At 61.3% G+C, this 18,688-nt stretch carries 14 protein-coding genes; 8 read left to right on the forward strand and 6 right to left on the reverse strand.

From position 1 onward, the window contains the following. Nucleotides 1-222 precede the first annotated feature (222 nt). Nucleotides 223-1,416, forward strand: a complete 1,194-nt coding sequence (locus tag ASD32_RS27930; protein WP_060641288.1) for a hypothetical protein — start codon at nucleotides 223-225, stop codon at nucleotides 1,414-1,416. Nucleotides 1,417-1,562: 146 nt separating this feature from the next. Here ASD32_RS27930 and aspS read toward each other — a convergent pair whose 3' ends face one another. After that, nucleotides 1,563-3,356, reverse strand: coding sequence for an aspartate--tRNA ligase (gene aspS / locus ASD32_RS27935; RefSeq protein ID WP_060641289.1), 1,794 nt, complete (start codon nucleotides 3,354-3,356; stop codon nucleotides 1,563-1,565). A gap of 348 nt (nucleotides 3,357-3,704) precedes the next feature. Here aspS and ASD32_RS27940 point away from each other — a divergent pair, with 348 nt between their 5' ends. The 4 genes from ASD32_RS27940 (at nucleotide 3,705) to rnd (ending at nucleotide 8,754) form a co-directional block, all read left to right on the forward strand. Beyond that, complete coding sequence (locus tag ASD32_RS27940) at nucleotides 3,705-4,655, forward strand: sensor domain-containing diguanylate cyclase (RefSeq protein ID WP_060641290.1); 951 nt, start codon at nucleotides 3,705-3,707, stop codon at nucleotides 4,653-4,655. Nucleotides 4,656-4,783: 128 nt separating this feature from the next. Next, entirely contained in the window at nucleotides 4,784-6,022 is a 1,239-nt protein-coding gene (locus ASD32_RS27945; protein WP_060641291.1) for an MFS transporter, read from the forward strand. Nucleotides 6,023-6,119: 97 nt separating this feature from the next. Continuing rightward, nucleotides 6,120-7,523, forward strand: coding sequence for a multicopper oxidase family protein (locus ASD32_RS27950; RefSeq protein ID WP_060641292.1), 1,404 nt, complete (start codon nucleotides 6,120-6,122; stop codon nucleotides 7,521-7,523). Nucleotides 7,524-7,608: 85 nt separating this feature from the next. Continuing rightward, nucleotides 7,609-8,754 carry a ribonuclease D gene (gene rnd / locus ASD32_RS27955; RefSeq protein ID WP_060641293.1) on the forward strand — a complete coding sequence of 382 codons (1,146 nt, stop codon included), beginning with the start codon at nucleotides 7,609-7,611 and terminating at the stop codon, nucleotides 8,752-8,754. Between the two features lie 21 nt (nucleotides 8,755-8,775). Here rnd and ASD32_RS27960 read toward each other — a convergent pair whose 3' ends face one another. Beyond that, nucleotides 8,776-9,183 carry a DUF2000 family protein gene (locus ASD32_RS27960; protein WP_060641441.1) on the reverse strand — a complete coding sequence of 136 codons (408 nt, stop codon included), beginning with the start codon at nucleotides 9,181-9,183 and terminating at the stop codon, nucleotides 8,776-8,778. Between ASD32_RS27960 and ASD32_RS27965 the strand changes: the two genes are divergently transcribed. From ASD32_RS27965 to ASD32_RS27975, 3 genes are all read left to right on the forward strand, one after another. After that, on the forward strand, nucleotides 9,182-10,090 hold the full coding sequence (locus ASD32_RS27965) for an AraC family transcriptional regulator (protein ID WP_082546966.1): 909 nt from the start codon (nucleotides 9,182-9,184) through the stop codon (nucleotides 10,088-10,090). The genes ASD32_RS27960 and ASD32_RS27965 overlap by 2 nt on opposite strands. A 120-nt stretch (nucleotides 10,091-10,210) precedes the next feature. Beyond that, nucleotides 10,211-11,278: an adenylate/guanylate cyclase domain-containing protein gene (locus tag ASD32_RS27970; protein WP_060641295.1), complete on the forward strand. Its 1,068-nt coding sequence runs from the start codon at nucleotides 10,211-10,213 to the stop codon at nucleotides 11,276-11,278. A 116-nt stretch (nucleotides 11,279-11,394) separates the two neighbouring features. After that, entirely contained in the window at nucleotides 11,395-12,753 is a 1,359-nt protein-coding gene (locus ASD32_RS27975; RefSeq protein WP_060641442.1) for an esterase-like activity of phytase family protein, read from the forward strand. Nucleotides 12,754-12,871: 118 nt separating this feature from the next. On the opposite strand, the gene ppx is transcribed toward ASD32_RS27975, so the two are convergent. The 4 genes from ppx to ASD32_RS27995 form a co-directional block, all read right to left on the reverse strand. Next, entirely contained in the window at nucleotides 12,872-14,392 is a 1,521-nt protein-coding gene (gene ppx, locus ASD32_RS27980) for an exopolyphosphatase (RefSeq protein ID WP_060641296.1), read from the reverse strand. An 11-nt stretch (nucleotides 14,393-14,403) separates the two neighbouring features. Continuing rightward, nucleotides 14,404-16,590, reverse strand: a complete 2,187-nt coding sequence (locus ASD32_RS27985; protein WP_060641297.1) for an RNA degradosome polyphosphate kinase — start codon at nucleotides 16,588-16,590, stop codon at nucleotides 14,404-14,406. Between the two features lie 114 nt (nucleotides 16,591-16,704). Then, nucleotides 16,705-17,391, reverse strand: a complete 687-nt coding sequence (hdaA, locus tag ASD32_RS27990) for a DnaA regulatory inactivator HdaA (RefSeq protein ID WP_060641298.1) — start codon at nucleotides 17,389-17,391, stop codon at nucleotides 16,705-16,707. Between the two features lie 6 nt (nucleotides 17,392-17,397). Further along, complete coding sequence (locus ASD32_RS27995) at nucleotides 17,398-18,549, reverse strand: AI-2E family transporter (protein ID WP_060641299.1); 1,152 nt, start codon at nucleotides 18,547-18,549, stop codon at nucleotides 17,398-17,400. Between the last annotated feature and the right edge of the window lie 139 nt (nucleotides 18,550-18,688).

Consider the following 18,688-nt stretch of genomic DNA (forward strand, 5'->3'; position numbering starts at 1 on the left):
GCCGGAGGCTTAAGTAACCCGGAAAACTGCGGAACGACCGCAGCTTTGACCTGTCTCGAGATGAGATGCACAGCGCCAAACCGGAAGACCGTGAACAATTTCCTGCCCAAAGACGCAAGCCCGCACGAAACATCGCTGAGCAGAGCAATTCGAATATATTTCGGCCTTAATCCGTATTAGAAATGCCTTCGAAATTAGACCTTTACAACGAGGAAACAGTCCATGATGCCTACCCGCAATCTCCGTCTGATGCTGGCGAGTGCCGCTTTTATCGGCCTTTCCGGTCCGGCTTTCGCGCTCGACGGCGCGGATCTCGTCACCAAGCTGAACGCCGCCTATGCCCTCAATGGCGCAACTGTTGCCTATGAGAATGTTGCGGTGGATGGAACGACCGTGACGCTGACCGGCGTCAGCGTCAAATCGACGGCTGCCCCCGGCAAGGAGTTCAAGATCGGCGACGTCACGCTTGAGGGCGTCGAGGAAACCGATGGCGGCGGCTACTATGCCGAAACCGTCACGCTGCCGGATCTCGATGTCAAGCAGAACGAAACCGCGATTGCGGCCAAGGATCTCTCGATCGGCGGGCTGAGCATCCCCGGCAATCCGGCCGGCGGCACGGTCAACGACATCGTCCTTTACGAGACCGCCGCGACCGGCCCGGTGACCGTCACGACCAGGGGCAAGCAGGTGTTTTCGCTGGAGGAATCGGAAGCCAACCTGACGAAGCAGGAAAGCGATGCCGGCTTTGATTTCGACGTCACGGCCTCCGGCATTAAGGCGGATCTCTCCGATGTCCAGGATGCCAAGCAGAAGGATGCGATCGAAAAGCTGGGGCTGAAAAACCTGGCCGGCGAAATGACGATGAAGGGCAGCTGGGAAGTCGCCACCGGCAATGTCGCGCTGGAGGAATATGCGTTCGACTTCGCCAATGTCGGCCGTCTTGCGATCGCCTTTGATATTTCCGGCTATACGCTGAATTTCATGAAGTCCATGCAGGAAGCCATGAAGGCCGCCGAAGCCAATCCGAACAAGGAGGAAGCCAACCAGGCGATGGGCATGTCGATGATGGGCCTCATCCAGCAGCTGAGCTTCAACAGCGCCTCGATCCGTTTCGACGATGCAACGATCACCAAGCGCGTTCTCGACTATATCGGCGCGCAGCAGGGCGTCTCCGGCGACCAGCTGGCACAGTCGCTCAAGGGCATGGTGCCGTTGATGATGGCACAGCTCAACGTTCCCGAACTGCAGAACCAGGTCTCGACCGCCGTCAACACCTATCTGGATGCGCCAAAGAGCCTGACGATCTCGGCCGAACCGGCAAACCCGGTCCCCTTCCCGATGATCATCGGCGCCGCCATGGGCGCTCCAAACACGGTCCCAAGCGTTCTCGGCGTCAAGGTAACCGCCAACGACTGATAAAGCCGGTCAGCAACGAACAGAGAAGGCCCGGCGGGAAATCGCCGGGCCTTTTTTTATTCTCTCAAGCCCAAACCGCAGACATGAAAAACCCGGCGATTGGCATCGCCGGGTTAATGACTTCCGATTGGAGGTGCTGACCTTGATCAGTCCTTCTTCAAGGGCGGGATGACGCGCAGCGACAGTTCCGCAAGCTGCTTGGGCATCGCTGGAGCCGGTGCGTTCATCAAGAGGTCCTGGGCCTGCTGGTTCATCGGGAACAGCGTGATTTCGCGCAGGTTCTTGGCGCCGAGCAGCAGCATGACGACACGGTCGATGCCGAAGGCGCAGCCGCCATGCGGAGGCGCGCCGTACTGGAAGGCGCGGTACATGCCGCCGAAGCGTTCTTCAACGTCCGCCTGGCTGAGACCCACCAGCTCGAACGCCTTGACCATCAGTTCCGGCGACTGGTTGCGGATCGAGCCCGAGGCGATTTCGAAGCCGTTGCAGACGGCGTCATACTGATAGGCCTTGATCGTCAACGGGTCCTGCGTCTGCAGCGCCTCAAGCCCGCCCTGCGGCATCGAGAACGGGTTGTGGGCAAAATCGACCTTCTTGTCTTCCTCGCTCCATTCGTAGAACGGGAAATCGATGATCCAGCACAGCTCGAAACGCTCGCGATCGACCAGGTTCAGGTCCTCGCCGGCTTTGGTGCGGGCTTCGCCTGCGAACTTGTAGAATTTGGCCGGATCGCCAGCGACGAAGAAGCAGGCGTCGCCCGCATCAAGGCCGAGCTGCGTGCGAAGCGCTTCGGTGCGCTCCTCGCCGATGTTCTTGGCCAGCGGGCCGGAGCCGGCGATCGAGCCGTCTTCTTCCTTGCGCCAGAAGATATAGCCGAGGCCCGGCTGGCCGGTCGATTGCGCCCAGGCATTCATGCGGTCGCAAAAGGCTCGGCTGCCGCCGGTCTTGGCCGGGATCGCCCAGACCTCGACCTTCGGATCGCGTTCGATCATGCCGGCAAACACCTTGAAGCCGGAGCCGGCAAAATGTTCGGTGACGGCCTGCATCTCGATCGGGTTGCGCAGGTCCGGCTTGTCGGAACCATATTTGCGGATCGCCTGGTCGTAGGGGATGCGTGGCCATTCCTTGGTGACGGGCTTGCCTTCGGCGAACTGATCGAACACGCCGGTCATGATCGGTGCCATCGTATCCCAGACGTCTTCCTGGGTGACGAAGCTCATTTCCAGGTCGAGCTGGTAGAATTCGCCCGGCAGACGGTCGGCGCGCGGATCTTCGTCGCGGAAGCATGGCGCGATCTGGAAGTAGCGGTCGAAACCGGCAACCATCAACAGCTGCTTGTACTGCTGCGGCGCCTGCGGCAGCGCGAAGAACGTGCCGGGATGGATGCGGCTCGGCACGAGGAAGTCGCGGGCGCCTTCCGGCGAGGACGCCGTCAGGATCGGCGTCGAATATTCGGCAAAGCCGGCCGAGTTCATGCGCGAGCGCATGTCGGAAATGATCTGGCTGCGCTTGACGATGTTCTTGTGCAGCGTTTCGCGGCGCAGATCGAGGAAGCGGTACTTGAGGCGGATGTCTTCCGGATAGTCGGGCTCGCCGAAGACCGGCAGCGGCAGTTCCTTGGCGGAGGAGAGTACTTCGATCTCCTGCGCGTAAAGCTCGATCTCGCCGGTTGCCATCTGCTTGTTGACGGTCTCGTCCGAGCGCGCCTTGACGGTGCCGTCGATGCGGATGACCCACTCGCCGCGCACCGTTTCGGCCGCCTTGAAAGCCGGTGAGTCGGGATCGACGACGATCTGGGTCATGCCATAGTGGTCGCGAAGATCGATGAACAGCAGGCCGCCATGATCGCGAACGCGATGGACCCAGCCGGAAATGCGGACGGTCTGCCCGACATCGGCTTTGCGAAGAGCGGCACAAGTGTGGCTGCGGTAACGATGCATGATATTATCCTGGAACCAAGGGGCCGCGCGGCCACGCCAAAGCGCGCTGCGGCAGCGTCAAAATCGGGCGGAAAAGCGCATGGTGAGGCCGATTTGTCAAGGCCGGAGCAGATTGAACGGCGCCGCTTCCCCGATCCTGCCGGCAATCCGGCGGCCGCCCGGACGTTGAACGCCATTCCATTTTTGCGCCGCCATGCCCGTGTCATTATCGATCACGCGAAAACCTGTGCTCTTGAGTGTTTGGAAGGAATTTCAGCTTAGCATCAGCTCAAACCGGCAAGGATGCTGCAGAAAGGGATGCGCAATCCTTGCGAATGAAATTGACGACGATCGTTTGGAGACCGTGATATGACCGCTGCGCCAAGTCTTCTCGCTTTGGCCCCGCAAGAGAAAACCGGCACGTTTTTCTCCCGCGAACAGCTTTATTTCATTTTGTCCGCGCTGCCGGACCCGGCCTTCATCCTGACGCGGAGCGGCCGCTACGCCGCGTTGTTCGGCGGTTCGGACCACCGCTATTATCATGACGGCAGCTCGCTGATCGGCCAGAGCGTGTTCGACGTGCTCGCCGAGGACAAGGCACGATGGTTTGCCGGGGAAATTCAGTATGCGCTGGACACCAGGGCCCTGCACATCGTCGAATACAGCCTTGCCGGCAGCGATGTGAAAGGGTTGAAAGATGCGGGGCCTGATCACCCCATCTGGTTTGAGGGCCGCGTGCAGGCGCTGGATTTTCCGGTCGATGGCGAGGATGCGGTGGTCTGGGTTGCCAGCAACATCACCCAGAAAAATGTCATCGAGACCCAATTGCGGCTGCAAAGCGAGACCGATGCCCTGACAGGGCTTTTCAACCGGCGCAAGCTGATGGACGTTCTTGAAGAACACTTCGAACGGTTCATCCGGGAACGCCAGCCCACCGTCGCTTTGATGTTCGATGTCGATCATTTCAAGCATGTCAACGATGCCTATGGTCATCCGGCTGGAGACAGGGTTCTCGCCCTCATCGCCACTCTATGCCGCGAGGTTTTGCGCGGCGCCGATTTTGCGGCGCGCATCGGCGGCGATGAATTTGTCGTCCTGATGCCGCTGACGCGGGGGGATCACGGCCGCGTTACCGCCGAGCGCCTGCGCCAGCGTATCGCCTCCAGCGTGACGGAAGCGGTCAACCATCCGATCGCGATCAGTGGCGGCATCAGCGAGTTTTCCGCCACGGACAAAACCTGCACCGACATCCTCAAACGCGCCGATGACGGCCTCTACCGCTCCAAGCGGGCCGGCCGCAATCAGTTCACTTCAGTTTGAATCAACAGGGCTCAACGCTCAGAAGCGACGAAATAGGCGAAATCTGAGCTGTCTCCACGCCTGCCGGAGAGGTACACAAGGGAACCGGGACTCGACCATGACCGAGTCGCCGAAATCCGGAATGTCCCATGTCGCAGCTTCGTCCGCTCATCCCCCTCCTCATCACGGCCGGCATCCTGATTGGCGGCAACGGGCTGCAGGGGACCTATATCTCGCTGCGCGCCCTGCAGGAGGGCTTTTCGACATCGCTGATCGGGCTTGTCGGCACCGGCTATAATATCGGCTTTGCCATCGGCTGCATCTATGTGACGCGTATCCTGCGCTCGATCGGCCATATCCGGACCTTTTCTGCCATGGCGGCGATTGCGTCGGCGGCCTCGCTTGCCATGGTGCTGCTGATCGATCCGTGGTCCTGGTTCCTGATGCGGCTGATTGCCGGCATCTGTTTTGCCAGCCTGTTTGCCACCGTCGAAAGCTGGCTGAATGCGCGGGTCAACAATTCCAACCGCGCCCGCACCCTGTCGATCTATCGCCTGGTCGATCTCGGTTCGGTGACCGCGGCGCAATACCTGATCCCGACCGTCGGGATCGAGGGGTTCCAGCTGTTTGCCATCGTGTCCATGGCGCTCACCCTGTCGCTGGTCCCGATCTCCTTTGCCGACCGCTCCAGCCCCGGATTGCCGGAAGCGATCAAGTTCGACGTCAAGGCGCTGTGGAACATCTCGCCGCTCGCCACGATCGGCTGCATCGTCGTCGGGCTTACAAACTCCACCTTCCGCTCGCTCGGGCCGATCTATGCCGAGGGGATCGGCCTGTCGATCACGGCGATTGCCACCTTCATGAGCGTCGGGATCATCGGCGGCGTGGTGCTGCAATATCCGCTCGGGCTTTATTCCGACCGGCTGGACCGGCGGCTGATCATTCTGTTTGCCACGTTCGGCTCGCTGCTTGCGGGGCTTTATCTTGCGCTCTTTGCCGGCAGCGACGAATGGCTGAATTTCATCGGCATCTTCATCTTCGGCGCCTTTGCCATGCCGCTCTATTCGCTCTGCTCGGCGCATGCCAACGACCATGCCGCCGAAGGGCAGCATGCGCTGGTTTCGGCCGGCATGCTGTTCTTCTGGTCTTGCGGGGCGATTATCGGGCCGCTATTTGCCTCGTTCATGCTCGATATTTTCGGGCCGCAGGCGCTGTTCATCTATACGGCCGCAGTCCTTGCCGCCTTCATGCTCTATACGCTGCAGCGGATGAGGGCCCGCAGTGGCGTGCCCACCGGCGAACGCTCCATGCGGTTTCGCAACCTTTTGCGCACCTCCTCTTTCTTCAACAAGCTGGCGGCACGGCCCGAGGACAAGCCTCAGGACTAGAAGAACAGCGGCTGCGGCAAGATGCGCGCAAATGCCAATTGATGATTGCCGTCATCAAGTTTAAACCGGGCCATCGCACTCTCCGGAAAACCTGCCCATGCCAATCATCGACCGCCGCACACTTTTGAAGGGATCGGCTGCGGCCGCAGCCTCCTTTGCGATCGGCGGCGGTCTTGCGGCGCGCAACAGCATCGCGGCACCCACACCGCTGCTGCTTAAGGCGCAGTTTACCGAGGCGGCATTGGCCAATGACGGCGTCACCCCGAAAGTCATGACCTACGGCACAAGCGAGGCGCCGGCCACCGGCATGCCGCCGGTCATCCGCATGAAAAAGGGCGAGCCTTTTGCCGCAAGGCTCATGAATGCGCTGGACGAGCCGACCACGGTTCACTGGCATGGCCTGCGCATCGTCAACGCCATGGACGGCGTGCCGGAGATGACTCAAGCCTACGTCTATCCCGGCGACGGCTTCGACTATGCCTTCACGCCGCCCGATGCCGGTACCTTCTGGTATCATCCGCATTGCAACACGCTGACGCAGATGGGCCACGGTCTGACCGGCGTCATCGTCGTCGAGGACCCGGCCGATCCAGTGTTCGATGCCGAAATCGTGCTCAACCTGCGCGACTGGCGGCTTGGCACCGGCGGCGCCTTCATTGCCCCGTTTAAGCCGCGCGATGCCGCGCGCGGCGGCACCTATGGCACGGTGCGCACCACCAACTGGCAGCAGCAGCCGCGCTATGATGCGCCGGCGGGCGGCCTTGTGCGGATCCGGATTGCCGCCACCGACGTGACGCGCATCTATTCGCTTGCCGCAGACGGGGCGCCGGCGCTGGTCATCGCACTGGATGGAAATCCGGTCGATGCGCCCTATCCGCTCGATCTGCTCGATATCGGCCCCGGCCAGCGCGTCGAACTGGTCGTGCGTATGCCGGATGAGGAAGGCGCGGAGGTCAAGCTCGGCAATTTGCGTGGCTCCAATCCCTTCACCGTTGCGGCACTGCGCGCAACCGGCACCTCGCTCAAGCGCGATCTCCGCGATGTGAAGGCGCTGCCTGCCAATCCGATCGCCGAAGCCGATCTGTCGGCGGCGACGCGCATTCCGCTCGAATTTACCGCAACCGCCGAACACGCGCCGGTCCCCAGCATCTGCGGCACGATCGGCTATACGTTCTGGGCCATCAACAAGGTGCCGTGGCAGGGCGACACGCCCGATCCCGGCGCTCCGGTTTCCGAGCTGAAACTGGGCAAAAGCTATGTGCTGCAGGTGCGCAACCGTACCCCGCATGCGCACCCGATCCATCTGCATGGCTTGAGCTTCCGCATCCTCAGTTCCAACAAGCGCACCATCCTTCCGCCCCCCACCGATACGATCCTGCTTTTGCCGGACGAGCAGGCCGAACTCGGTCTCGTCGCCGATAATCCCGGCGACTGGCTGCTCCATTGCCATATCATCGAGCACCAGAAGACCGGAATGTCGGCATATTTCCGGGTGGTTTGAGCTTTTTTCGTTGTGGCACCGGGCGTGAAGCGATACATCGGGTGAGTTTTAACGGCCGCATTTCCGCCACAGTGATTGAAGTTTGATGATCGAGACAACCGCCGAACTTGCCGCCGCCTGCGAAACGCTGGCCAGCGGAGATTACCTGACGATCGATACGGAATTTCTCCGCGAGACGACTTTCTGGCCGCAGCTTTGCCTGATCCAGATGGCCGGACCGGACATTGCCGTGATCGTCGATCCGATGGCCAAGGACATCGACCTTGCGCCGTTCTTCGCGCTGATGGCCAATACGGATGTCGTCAAGGTGTTCCATGCGGCCCGCCAGGACATCGAAATCATCTATAATCTTGGCAAGCTGATCCCGCATCCGATCTTCGATACGCAGGTCGCCGCCATGGTTTGCGGCTTCGGCGACAGCGTTTCCTACGATCAGCTGGTCAGCCGCATCAAGAACGTCCATATCGACAAGTCCTCGCGCTTCACCGACTGGAGCCGGCGGCCGCTGTCTGAAAAGCAGCTCGACTATGCGCTGGCTGACGTGACCCATCTGCGCGATGTCTATCTGCACCTCAAGGCCGAGCTGGAGCGCGAAGGCCGCTCGCTGTGGCTGACCGAGGAAATGGCCATTCTCGAGGCCAAGGAAACCTACGACATCCATCCGGACGACGCCTGGCAGCGGCTGAAGATGCGGCTGAAGAAGCCGATCGAGCTCGCCGTCCTGCAGAAGGTCGCCGCCTGGCGCGAACGCGAGGCGCGTAACCGCAACGTTCCGCGTGGCCGTATCCTCAAGGATGACGGCCTCTATGAAATCGCCCAGCAGCAGCCAAAGGACGTGGAAGCGCTGTCGCGCCTGCGCACCATCCCCAAGGGCTGGGAACGCTCGGCTGCCGGCACCGCGATCCTCGAGGCGGTCAACGCAGCACTGGAACTGCCCAAGGCCGACATGCCCAAGCTGCCGCGCCAGAACCAGGCCCCGGAAGGCGCCCAGGCCGCCGGCGAAATGCTCAAGGTCCTGTTGAAGCTGATCGCCGAAAAACAGGGCGTCGCCGCCAAGATCATCGCCAATAGCGACGATCTCGAACGGATCGCCTCGGAAGGCCCGAAAGCCGATGTCGGCGCGCTGAAAGGCTGGCGCCGCGAGCTGTTCGGCGACACCGCGCTGAAGCTGATCAACGGCGAAGTCGCCCTGCGCTTCATCGATCGCAAGATCGAAGCGGTTGAACTTTAGAGCGCTTCTCTAGGATATTCGCTAGGGGTGCATCTTGGCACCCTTGGTGATCTTGTCAGCGATCTTCTTGTCGGCATGAAGCGCAATGCCGACAACTCTCGCATCATCCGGGCCGAACCGGGCGAACACCTCGCGGTTGGCCGCGTCATGGCCGGTTGCAAACATGTCCTCGACATAGAGCGACGTCTTCACCCCGCGCTCCAGCGCCCGGCGGTGAATTGTAGCCATGGTTTTTTCATCGGCTGACAGCACGATGACCGGCTGGATGCTCAAGGGATTGTAGACGTTGCCATCGGCATCGCGGTAGGGTTCGCCGATAAGGCCGGGCTTTTCAGCGACGATGCCGCTTGTCAAAAAAGCGGTGACGTTGAGCTTTTGCCAGACGGCCAGGTCCTCGCGCAGCACGATTGCAAATTTGGTCTCGAACATGAATGCCAACTCCATTTTGGGAAACAGGACGCTTGCGACGTCGAACGCCTGCTTAGCCGCAGAGGGCGGCAGCGATCTTGAACGTTCGTGCATGCCGGTCGCCTCCGACGGTATCAAGGTTGCGCCGGCCACCGGCGGCATCGAGCGGATCGAGGCACATTTTCGCGGCGAGGCCTTTGAGCCGCACCGGCACGACACCTATGCGCTCGGCCTGACGCTACAGGGCATCCAGTCGTTCCGGTATCGCGGGCTGGTACGCTACAGCCAGCCCGGCAATGTCATCGTTCTGCATCCGGACGAGCTGCATGACGGCGCTGCCGGGACAGAGGAAGGCCTGCGCTACCGGATGATGTATCTGCCGCCGGAAATGCTAATCGATGCGCTGGGGGACAAGCGGTCCGGCCTGCCCTTCGTCCCCTCGCCCGTCATTGCCGACCGTGCCTTTGCCGCAAGCCTTGCGGACGCGATGCGCGATCTCGATGGCGTAATCGACGGTTTGCAGCTGAATGACGTGCTGACAGGCATTGCCGACGCGCTGGTGCGGCATGCGGATGGGGATGCGACAAAACGGGGCCGGACATACGACCAGGCGGCCATCCGCCGGGCCTGCGACTTCCTGCAGGTGCATTTTGACCGCCAGTTAAACTCCGATGAACTCGAAGCCGTCACCGGCCTTGACCGTTTCCCGCTATCTAGGCAATTCCGCGCAAGTCTTGGAACCAGCCCGCACCGCTATCTCGTCATGCGCCGGCTTGAGAGAGCCCGTGGCCTGATCGGCAGCGGCAGGAGCCTCGTCGAGATCGCGCTTGAAACCGGCTTTTCCGATCAGGCGCATTTTAACAGGCACTTCAAGAAGGCGCACGGAATGACGCCCGGACGCTGGGAGAGCCTTTGCCGCAGGGCTTAGCGCGCTGTTTGCAAGACGGGCCTTGGTAGAAATGGCGACAGATTGATACACAAAAATGCTTGACCCAAGGCAGGCATGGGCAACAATAACGCGCATGTATCCGGGGCGAGGAGCCGATTCATGAGAGAAATATCCTCGACAGAGAATTGGCTGCTGATCACGCTCAGCATGGCGCTGAGCGGCGTGATCTACGGGCTCATTGCTTTTCCCGGCGAACCGGTGATCATCGGCGCGGTCTTTGCCGTCCTGATGGGCTTGCCGATGATCGCGTTTGAGCGGCGTATCTTTTTGCGGCCGCTCCACCGGCGCATCGAGCGGCTTCCGACGCTGGCCTATATTATCGTCGCGCTGTTGATCTACGAACTCCTGATGAGCGCCGGTTATGCGATCGCAGGCCTGCTATTGTGGTCGCTGAACCTGGTCAACCCCAAGGCCATTTCAGACATCCTCATCATGCCGTTCCATGTCTTCCTCTATGCGCTGGCCGTCTGCGCGCTGATCGTCTTCATCCTGCGGGTCCGCGACCTCCTGGGACGCGAAGTCTTTACCAGCATGCTGATCAGCCGCTACCGGCGGCCGGTGAAGGAGGAACGGGTATTCCTGTTCATCGACCTCGCGGATTCCACCTCCTTTGCCGAAAAACACGGCGACCTGCGGGCGCAGGAATATCTCAAAGCCCTGTTTGCCGCTTTTGCCGAGCCGGTGCGGCGCCACAAGGGCGCGATCGACGATTATGTCGGCGATGCCGCAATCGTCACCTGGCCGCTGGAAAGAGGCATCAAATCGGCCCGTTGCATCCGCTGCGTCTTCGATATTCTCGACGACATCGAGGCCAATGAGGCCAAGTGGCGCGCGAGTTTCGGCCAGGTGCCGAGGCTGCGCGCCGCCCTGCACGGCGGCGTCATCATCACGGCGGAAATCGGCGTCGATCATCACAAGATCGCTTTTTTCGGCGATACGGTGAACACGACCGCACGGCTGGAATCCCTGTGCAAGTCGCTGGGCAAACAGGTGCTGATCTCGAGTGAGCTTGCGCAGCGCATGAAGCTGCCGAAGACGCTCGATATCGAAGATCTCGGCGCCCATGCGGTCAAGGGCCGCGGCCAGACGCTGGGTGTCATGGCTTTGAAACAGCTGCAAAAAGTCGAAGTGGTGCAAAGATTGCCGCTGCCGGTCCCGGCCGAATAGCGAAAGCTTGCGGCTCATACGGTGGCCGTCACCAAAGCTTCATCCAGCCGTCAATTCACCGACATCAATGCCCTGCTAAGCGGAACGTCTCGTTTCAACCGCTCAATGGGGACATGATGAAAAACGCTCTTTTGACTTCCGTGGCTTTCGGCCTTTTGATGACATCGGCCGCGCTTGCCGAGGACACGGTCTTCCCGGCCAAGCTCGCCGCCCACGCCATCCTGCCCGCCAACACGATCATCGCCGCCCCTGCCGATGCGGCCGATTACCTGAAAACGTCGGGCAAGTTCACGACCGCCGACCGCAAGCGCACCGAAGCGCTCGGCACCGTTCCCGGCAAGGACGGCGTTCGCTTGACCGGCCTGTCGCTTCCCTTCGACGGCCAGCCGATGCAGGGTTTTTCCGGCATCAAGACCATGGCGGACGGCACGTTCTGGAGCATGTCGGACAACGGCTTCGGCTCCAAGCTGAACTCGTCCGACACCATGCTGATGCTGCACAATATCAAGATCGACTGGGATGCCGGCAAGGTCGAAGCCGTCAAGACGCTGTTCCTCTCCGATCCCGGCAAGAAGGCCCCCTTCCCGATCGTCATGGAAGGTGCCGCAACGCGCTACCTGACGGGCGCTGATTTCGACGTCGAATCCATCCAGCCCGTTGCCGACGGTTTCTGGGTCGGCGAGGAGTTCGGCCCCTATATCCTGAAATTCGATCTCGACGGCAAGCTGACCGACGTCATCGCCACCACCGTCAACGGCAAGCCGGTCCTGTCGCCCGACAATCCGACGCTGGCCGTTCAGGCCGATCCGTCCAAGCCAATGCCGGCGCTGAACGTCAAGCGCTCCGGCGGCTATGAGGGCCTCGCCCTGTCGAAGGATGGCACCAAGCTCTACGGCCTGCTCGAAGGCCCGCTCTGGACCGATGCCGAAAATGTCGAACAGGCCGAAGGCCGCCCAGCGCTGCGCATCATCGAACTCGACGTCGCTTCCAAGGCCTGGACCGGCCGCAGCTGGCTCTATCCGCTGGCCGAAGGCGGCGAAGCCATCGGCGATTTCAACATGCTCGACGCCACGACAGCTCTGGTGATCGAACGCGACAATGGCGCAGGTACCGTCGATAAAGCCTGCGCCGACCCGAAGGCCCCGACGCCGGATTGCTTTGCCGTCGGCTCCAAGGTCAAGCGCGTCTACAAGATCGAAATGACCGACGAGAACGCCGGCAAGGCGGTACGCAAGATCGGCTATATCGACCTGCTCAAGATCGCCGATCCCGACAACAAGAAGCGCCAGGGCGGCGGCGAAGGCTTTTACGACATGCCGTTCGTCACCATCGAAAATGTCGACCGCGTCGATGACACCCATATCATCGTCGGCAACGACAACAACCTGCCGTTTTCAGCCGGCCGCTCGCTCGACAAGGCTGATGACAACGAGTTCGTCCTGCTCGAAGTCGGCGAGCTGTTGAACGCGAAGTAAGCCTGATCGAAGAGAATGACCCCGCAACTGAAGTTGCGGGGTCATTCTGCTGACACATCCAAAATATGATCATTTGACGGGAGCGAAACCACACTCCCGGTCATGCGTATTCCGGCGGCTACTCGAACCGGAACCCGATCCGCTTGCCGGTCAGCTTGGCAAGCTGCTGCAGGCGGCCGTCGAGGCGTTCGCCGGCGAATTCGGAATAGGCGGAGGGAACGATGAAATCGAGGTCGAGGTCTGGGGACGCCGAGGGCCGGATATTCAGGTTGCGGACGATGCCGGGCATGGATGCCGACAGGAGATAGACGACGCGCAGCAGGCCGCCCAGGAGCTTTGCCAGTTCGAGAAGCCGCGGCGTTGCGATCGCAGCCAGGGGCTCGGTGGCGCCGTCGTCGTTCAGGCCCTCGAAACGGTAATAATTGGCAAGGGCGATATAGGCGCGGCCGGCATGGGTGATGCCGGAAAAGGTGCTGTGGGCGATGATGTTGAGCGCCTGCAGGCCGCGATAGTCGGGATGGGCGCGCCAGCTGATATCGGCCAGCAGGCAGGCTGCCTGGCGGTAGCGCCCCTCTTCGTCGGTTTCGGTAATGCCGAAATGCGGCACCATCCGGCCGCTCCATTCGGCAAGCTCGCGGGCATGTTCGGGCGAGCGTGCCCGCAGGATGGCGATCTCGCGGGCGGCGACCAGCAGAGGATCCTGAGCGCGCACCGCGTCCGACAGCAGCGAATAGAGATAACCTTCGCGCACGCCGAGTGCTGAAAACGAAATCATCGACGGCTTCATCTGGGCGATGACTTCCTGCAGGGCGACGGCGCCGAATGGCAGCAGGGCGCGGCGGCTCTTGGAAATATGCGCATAGGCCGGCGACTTGATATCCTTCGGCTCGATCACCTCCGGCAAAAACGCCATGGCCTCGTCGTAGGAAATTTCATAGCCCTGCATCATGTGCAGCGGATAGTTGCGCAGCTCCATATGCAGCTTGGCGATCGAGCGCCAGGTGCCGCCGACGGCGTAGAAGGTACGGCCGCTGGTGTTTTGCAGCACCTGCGCGCCCTTCAGGTAGCGGCGCACATGGCTGCGCGCCTTGACGACCGATCCCTCGGCATGTTCCGACAGACGGATGCCGCCCAGCGGCAGGGTGATGCCCTTGCCGACCTTGGGGCCGATGACATCGACCAGTTCGAGCGAACCACCGCCGAGATCGCCGACGACACCGTCGGGATCATGATAGCCGCTGATGATCCCCAGCGCGGAGAAATAGGCTTCCTCCTCGCCGGTCAGGACGCGGACCTTCTGGCCGAGGATGATTTCGGCCCTGCGGATGAAATCGGGGCCGTTCGATGCGTCGCGCGCAGCCGCCGTCGCCAGGACGAAGACCGTGGAGGCGCGCGCCTGCGTCGACAAGGCCCGGAACCGGTGCAGCGCCTTCAGCGCCCGTTCGACGCTTTCGGCGTCCATCCGGCCGGTGGCATCGATGCCCTTGCCGAGGCCGCACATGACTTTTTCGTTGAACAGAACGGCCGGCGACCGGCTCAGTCCCTCATAGATCACCAGACGAATCGAGTTCGACCCAATGTCCACGACGGAGACCGGGGCAATTCCAGGCAAACGCCCCTGGGCTTCAGACTCTACCATGCAATTCCAGTTTATCTTCTGCGGCCACTATCCCAGCCGGCAATTACCTTCGGCGTGCTGGATTTCAAAGCCTCTCCCCGCCCGGACAGGCTGGGATTGGTCATGAAATAGACCTGTGCATTGAACGGTTCGGAATCCTTGGCGACTTCCATGCGCCGCGATGTTCCGTCCGGAAGAATCTCGTAGCTCTGCTGGTTATCGATGAGATTACCCAGCATGATCTGCGACAGGACCTGTTCATGCACAGTCCGGTTGATGAGAGGCACAAGGGTCTCCACCCGCCGGTCCAGATTTCGCGGCATCATGTCCGCCGAACCGATATAGACGAGCGCGTGCTCGGATGGAAGCCCATGGCCATTGCCGAAACAGAAGATGCGCGAATGCTCGAGGAAGCGGCCAACGATCGACTTGACGCGGATCTTGTCGGATAGTCCGGGAACCTGCGGCCGCAGGCAGCAGATGCCGCGCACCACCAGATCGATCTCGACGCCGGCGCGGCTGGCGCGGTAGAGCGCATCGATGATCTCCGGATCGACCAGCGAATTCATCTTCATCCAGATAGAGGCCGGACGGCCAGCCTCCGCATGGACGATTTCCTCGCCGATATGCTGCAGGATGCGCGGGCGCAACGTGTGCGGAGAGATCGCCAGCTTCATGCCGGCTTCCGGCTCGCCATAGCCGGTGATGAAATTGAAGATATTAGCCATGTCATGGGCAATCTTCGGATTGCAGGTGAAGAAGGACAGGTCGGTGTAGATCTTCGCCGTCACCGGGTGATAGTTGCCGGTGCCCAGATGACAGTAGGTGCGAAGCTTGCCCTCTTCGCGGCGCACCACCATCGACATCTTGGCATGCGTCTTCAGTTCGATGAAGCCGAACACGACCTGCACGCCGGCGCGCTCGAGATCGCGCGCCCAGCGGATATTGGCTTCCTCGTCAAACCGGGCCTTCAGCTCGACCAGCGCCGTCACCGATTTACCGGCCTCGGCCGCATCGATCAGGGCGCGCACGATTGGGCTGTCGTTGGAGGTGCGGTACAGCGTCTGCTTTATCGCCAGAACGTCCGGATCGCGCGCAGCCTGCAGCAGAAACTGGACCACCACGTCGAAGCTCTCATAGGGGTGGTGGACGACCATGTCCTTTTCGCGGATGGCGGCGAGGCAGTCTCCGGCATGTTCGCGGACACGTTCGGGAAATCGCGCATTGTACGGCTCGAAGCGCAAATCCTCGCGCGGCGCCTTTGTGATTTCGGAGAGAGTATTGAGGGCGAGAAGCCCCGGCAGGACGGCGACGCGGTTTTCCGGAACGCCGAGTTCGCCAACGACGAACTGGCGCAGTTCCAGAGGCATTTCCGAATCGATCTCGATGCGGATCACCGATCCGCGCCGGCGGCGCTTGAGCGCGGTCTCATAGAACCGGACCAGATCTTCCGCCTCTTCCTCGACCTCGATATCGCTGTCGCGGATGATGCGGAACGTGCCGGACCCCTTGACCTCATAGCCCGGAAACAGCCGTTCGATGAACAGGCTGACGGCATCCTCCAGCGTGATATAGCGGATCACCGATTTTGCATCGGGCAGACGGATGAACCGGTCGAGTGCCACGGGTAGGCGCAAAAGCGCCGTCATCGGCTCGCGGCCGCGCGTGCTGACAAGCTGCAGGCCCATGGTAAAGCCAAGGTTCGGAATGAACGGGAACGGATGGGCGGGATCGATCGACAGCGGCGTCAGGACCGGGAAGATCGCCTGATCGAATTCGGTTGCAAGCCATCCACGATCCTGCGCGGACAGCGAGATCGGCCGCACGATCAGGATGTCTTCCTTGGCGAGATATTGCTGCAGCACGGCGAGCGACGCCTGCTGCTCCATCTGCAGATTGTCGATCTCCTTCAGGATATCCTGCAGCTGCTCGACCGGCGTCTTGCCATCCGGGCTGCGCACGACGACGCCCTGGCGAACCTGGCCCTCGAGACCGGCGACGCGCACCATGAAGAACTCGTCGAGATTGGCCGCCGAAATTGACAGGAAGCGCACCCGCTCCAAAAGCGGATGGGCGGTGTTGAGGGTTTCCTCAAGGACGCGGCGGTTGAACTGAAGCCAGGAAAATTCGCGGTTGATGAAGCGCTCCGGGCTGTTCATCAGGTCGATGTCTTCGGCCACCGGCGCGTTTGCAGTCGTTGCAGATGTCAAACTGTCCATATCCCCGATTCCGCCTTGGCCCGCTTTTCTTGCTTTGGTCTGCGTTTTTGCTTTGATCTGCGTTTTTGCTTTTCTCGAAGCAGCTAGCTCAGTTTGACGACCTAACTATGACAGTCAATCGATTTCGCGTGTCTTTCCAAGGGTGTCGAGCACTTCCAGCGCGAGCGCCCGGTTGATGCGCGTGCCGCGCGCCAATGCCAGATGATCGAGCCGCTCGACGATCGTCTGGGCGGCTTCGAGCGAGCGCTCCATGCGGGCGACGATATAGCCGATCAGCCTGTCATCGACGGCCAGCTGGCGGTCGGCCAGAAGCTTGACCAGAACCTGCGCCAGGAGCTCGTCATCGGGTTCGCCGATCTCCACCACCGTTGCCGCCTTCAGGCGCGAGCGCAGATCCGGCAGTTCGACCGGCCAGGACATCGGCCAGAGCCGGCTGGTGATCAACAGGCTGGTGCCGTTTTCGCGCACGCTGTTGATGACATGAAACAGCGCCCGGTCGTCAAAGCCCTGACGATCGGCATCCTCGAACAGGACGGCATTTGCCGCCGCGATCTCGGCGGCATTGCTATCAACGGTCGGATGAATGGCGACGGCCGCGCTGTTTTCCCGCCAGATCGCTGCCAGATGCGACTTTCCGGATCCGACGGGACCGGCCAGGATCACCACCGGCGACGGCCAGCGCGGCCAGCTGTCGATGATGGTGACAGCCGCCTTCAGCCGTTCGGACACAAGAAGGTCGTCACGGCCGGTCTGGGGCTCGTGCTTGAAAACGAGCGGCAACTGTTCGAACTTGCGGACCATACGCGGTTACTCTGGAAGCTTGAACTCGGGGCTTTGATGCTGCGTCCGATGATGTTCCGGCTCGATCGTCAGGATGTGGCGGTGGCCGTGATAGAGCGCGCTATCGAGATAGCGGCCGATACCGAAGCGGACGAGAACGCCGATGGCGGCAGCACAGGGCACCGCCACCAGAAGCCCGACAAACCCGAACAGCGCGCCAAAGGCGAGCAGCGCAAACATCAGCCAGACCGGGTGCAGGCCGACGCTCTTGCCGACCAGCCGCGGCTGCAGAATGTTGCCCTCGATAAACTGGCCGGCAAAGAAGATTGCCGCGACGATGATGATATTGAGGTAATCCGGCCAGAACTGCACCAGCGCCACGCCAACGGCCAGCACCAGGCCGACCATCGAGCCGACATAGGGGATGAAGCTGATCATGCCGGCAAACAGGCCGATCAGCAGGCCGAAATTCAGGCCGGCAAAGGTCAGCGAAATCCCGTAGAACAGGCCGAGAATGATGCAGAGCGAGCCCTGCCCGCGCACGAAACCGGCAATGGTGGCGTTCATGTCGCGCGCAATCTGGCGCACGGTGGCAACGTGATCGCGCGGGATCCAGCTATCGACCCGTTCCACCATGCGATCCCAATCAAGCAGCAGATAGAAGGCGACCACGGGCGTGATCACGAAGAGCGAGATGATATCGAGCAGCGCCAGGCCGGAATTCCACAATTGCTGAAACAGCGTGCCGAGGAAGCCGGCACCCTGTTCGAGCAGCTTGGCGGAATTCTGCTTGATCGTGTCCATCTGGCCGGACACCCAGTCGGGCAGCCAGGCGGCATCGGGGCTGGTCAGGAATTCCTGCAGCTTCGAGACGTACCCAGGCATCTTCTGGATGAAGTCGGATGCCTGGGTAAAGATGATCGGGATGATCACCACCAGCGATAGCGCAAAGACGACGACAAAACCGATCAGGATCACCACCGTCGCCATCAGCCGGCTCAATCCGATGCGCTCCAGCCTGTCGGCGACGGGATCGAGGAAATAGGCAAGCGCCATGCCCGCGATGAACGGCAGGAGAATGGTGGAGAACACCATCAGGAAGGCGATAAACCCGGCGAGGAAAAGCAGCCAGAAGATGATCTGGCGCTGCAGCCCGCTGCCGCTCAATTTGTTGACCATGCCGCTGTTCCGATTGCTTGCCGCAGACGCTGCCGGGCGCTGCTTCCAGTGCTGGAGATAGGATGGGGCACCGACCATGGTCAAGCCTGTGGCGCAAAAGGGCCGGCAATCACGGGCAAAACATCAAAAAAGCGGGAGT

This window comes from Rhizobium sp. Root483D2 (genome assembly GCF_001426685.1).
GTDB classification, from domain to species: domain Bacteria; phylum Pseudomonadota; class Alphaproteobacteria; order Rhizobiales; family Rhizobiaceae; genus Pararhizobium; species Pararhizobium qamdonense.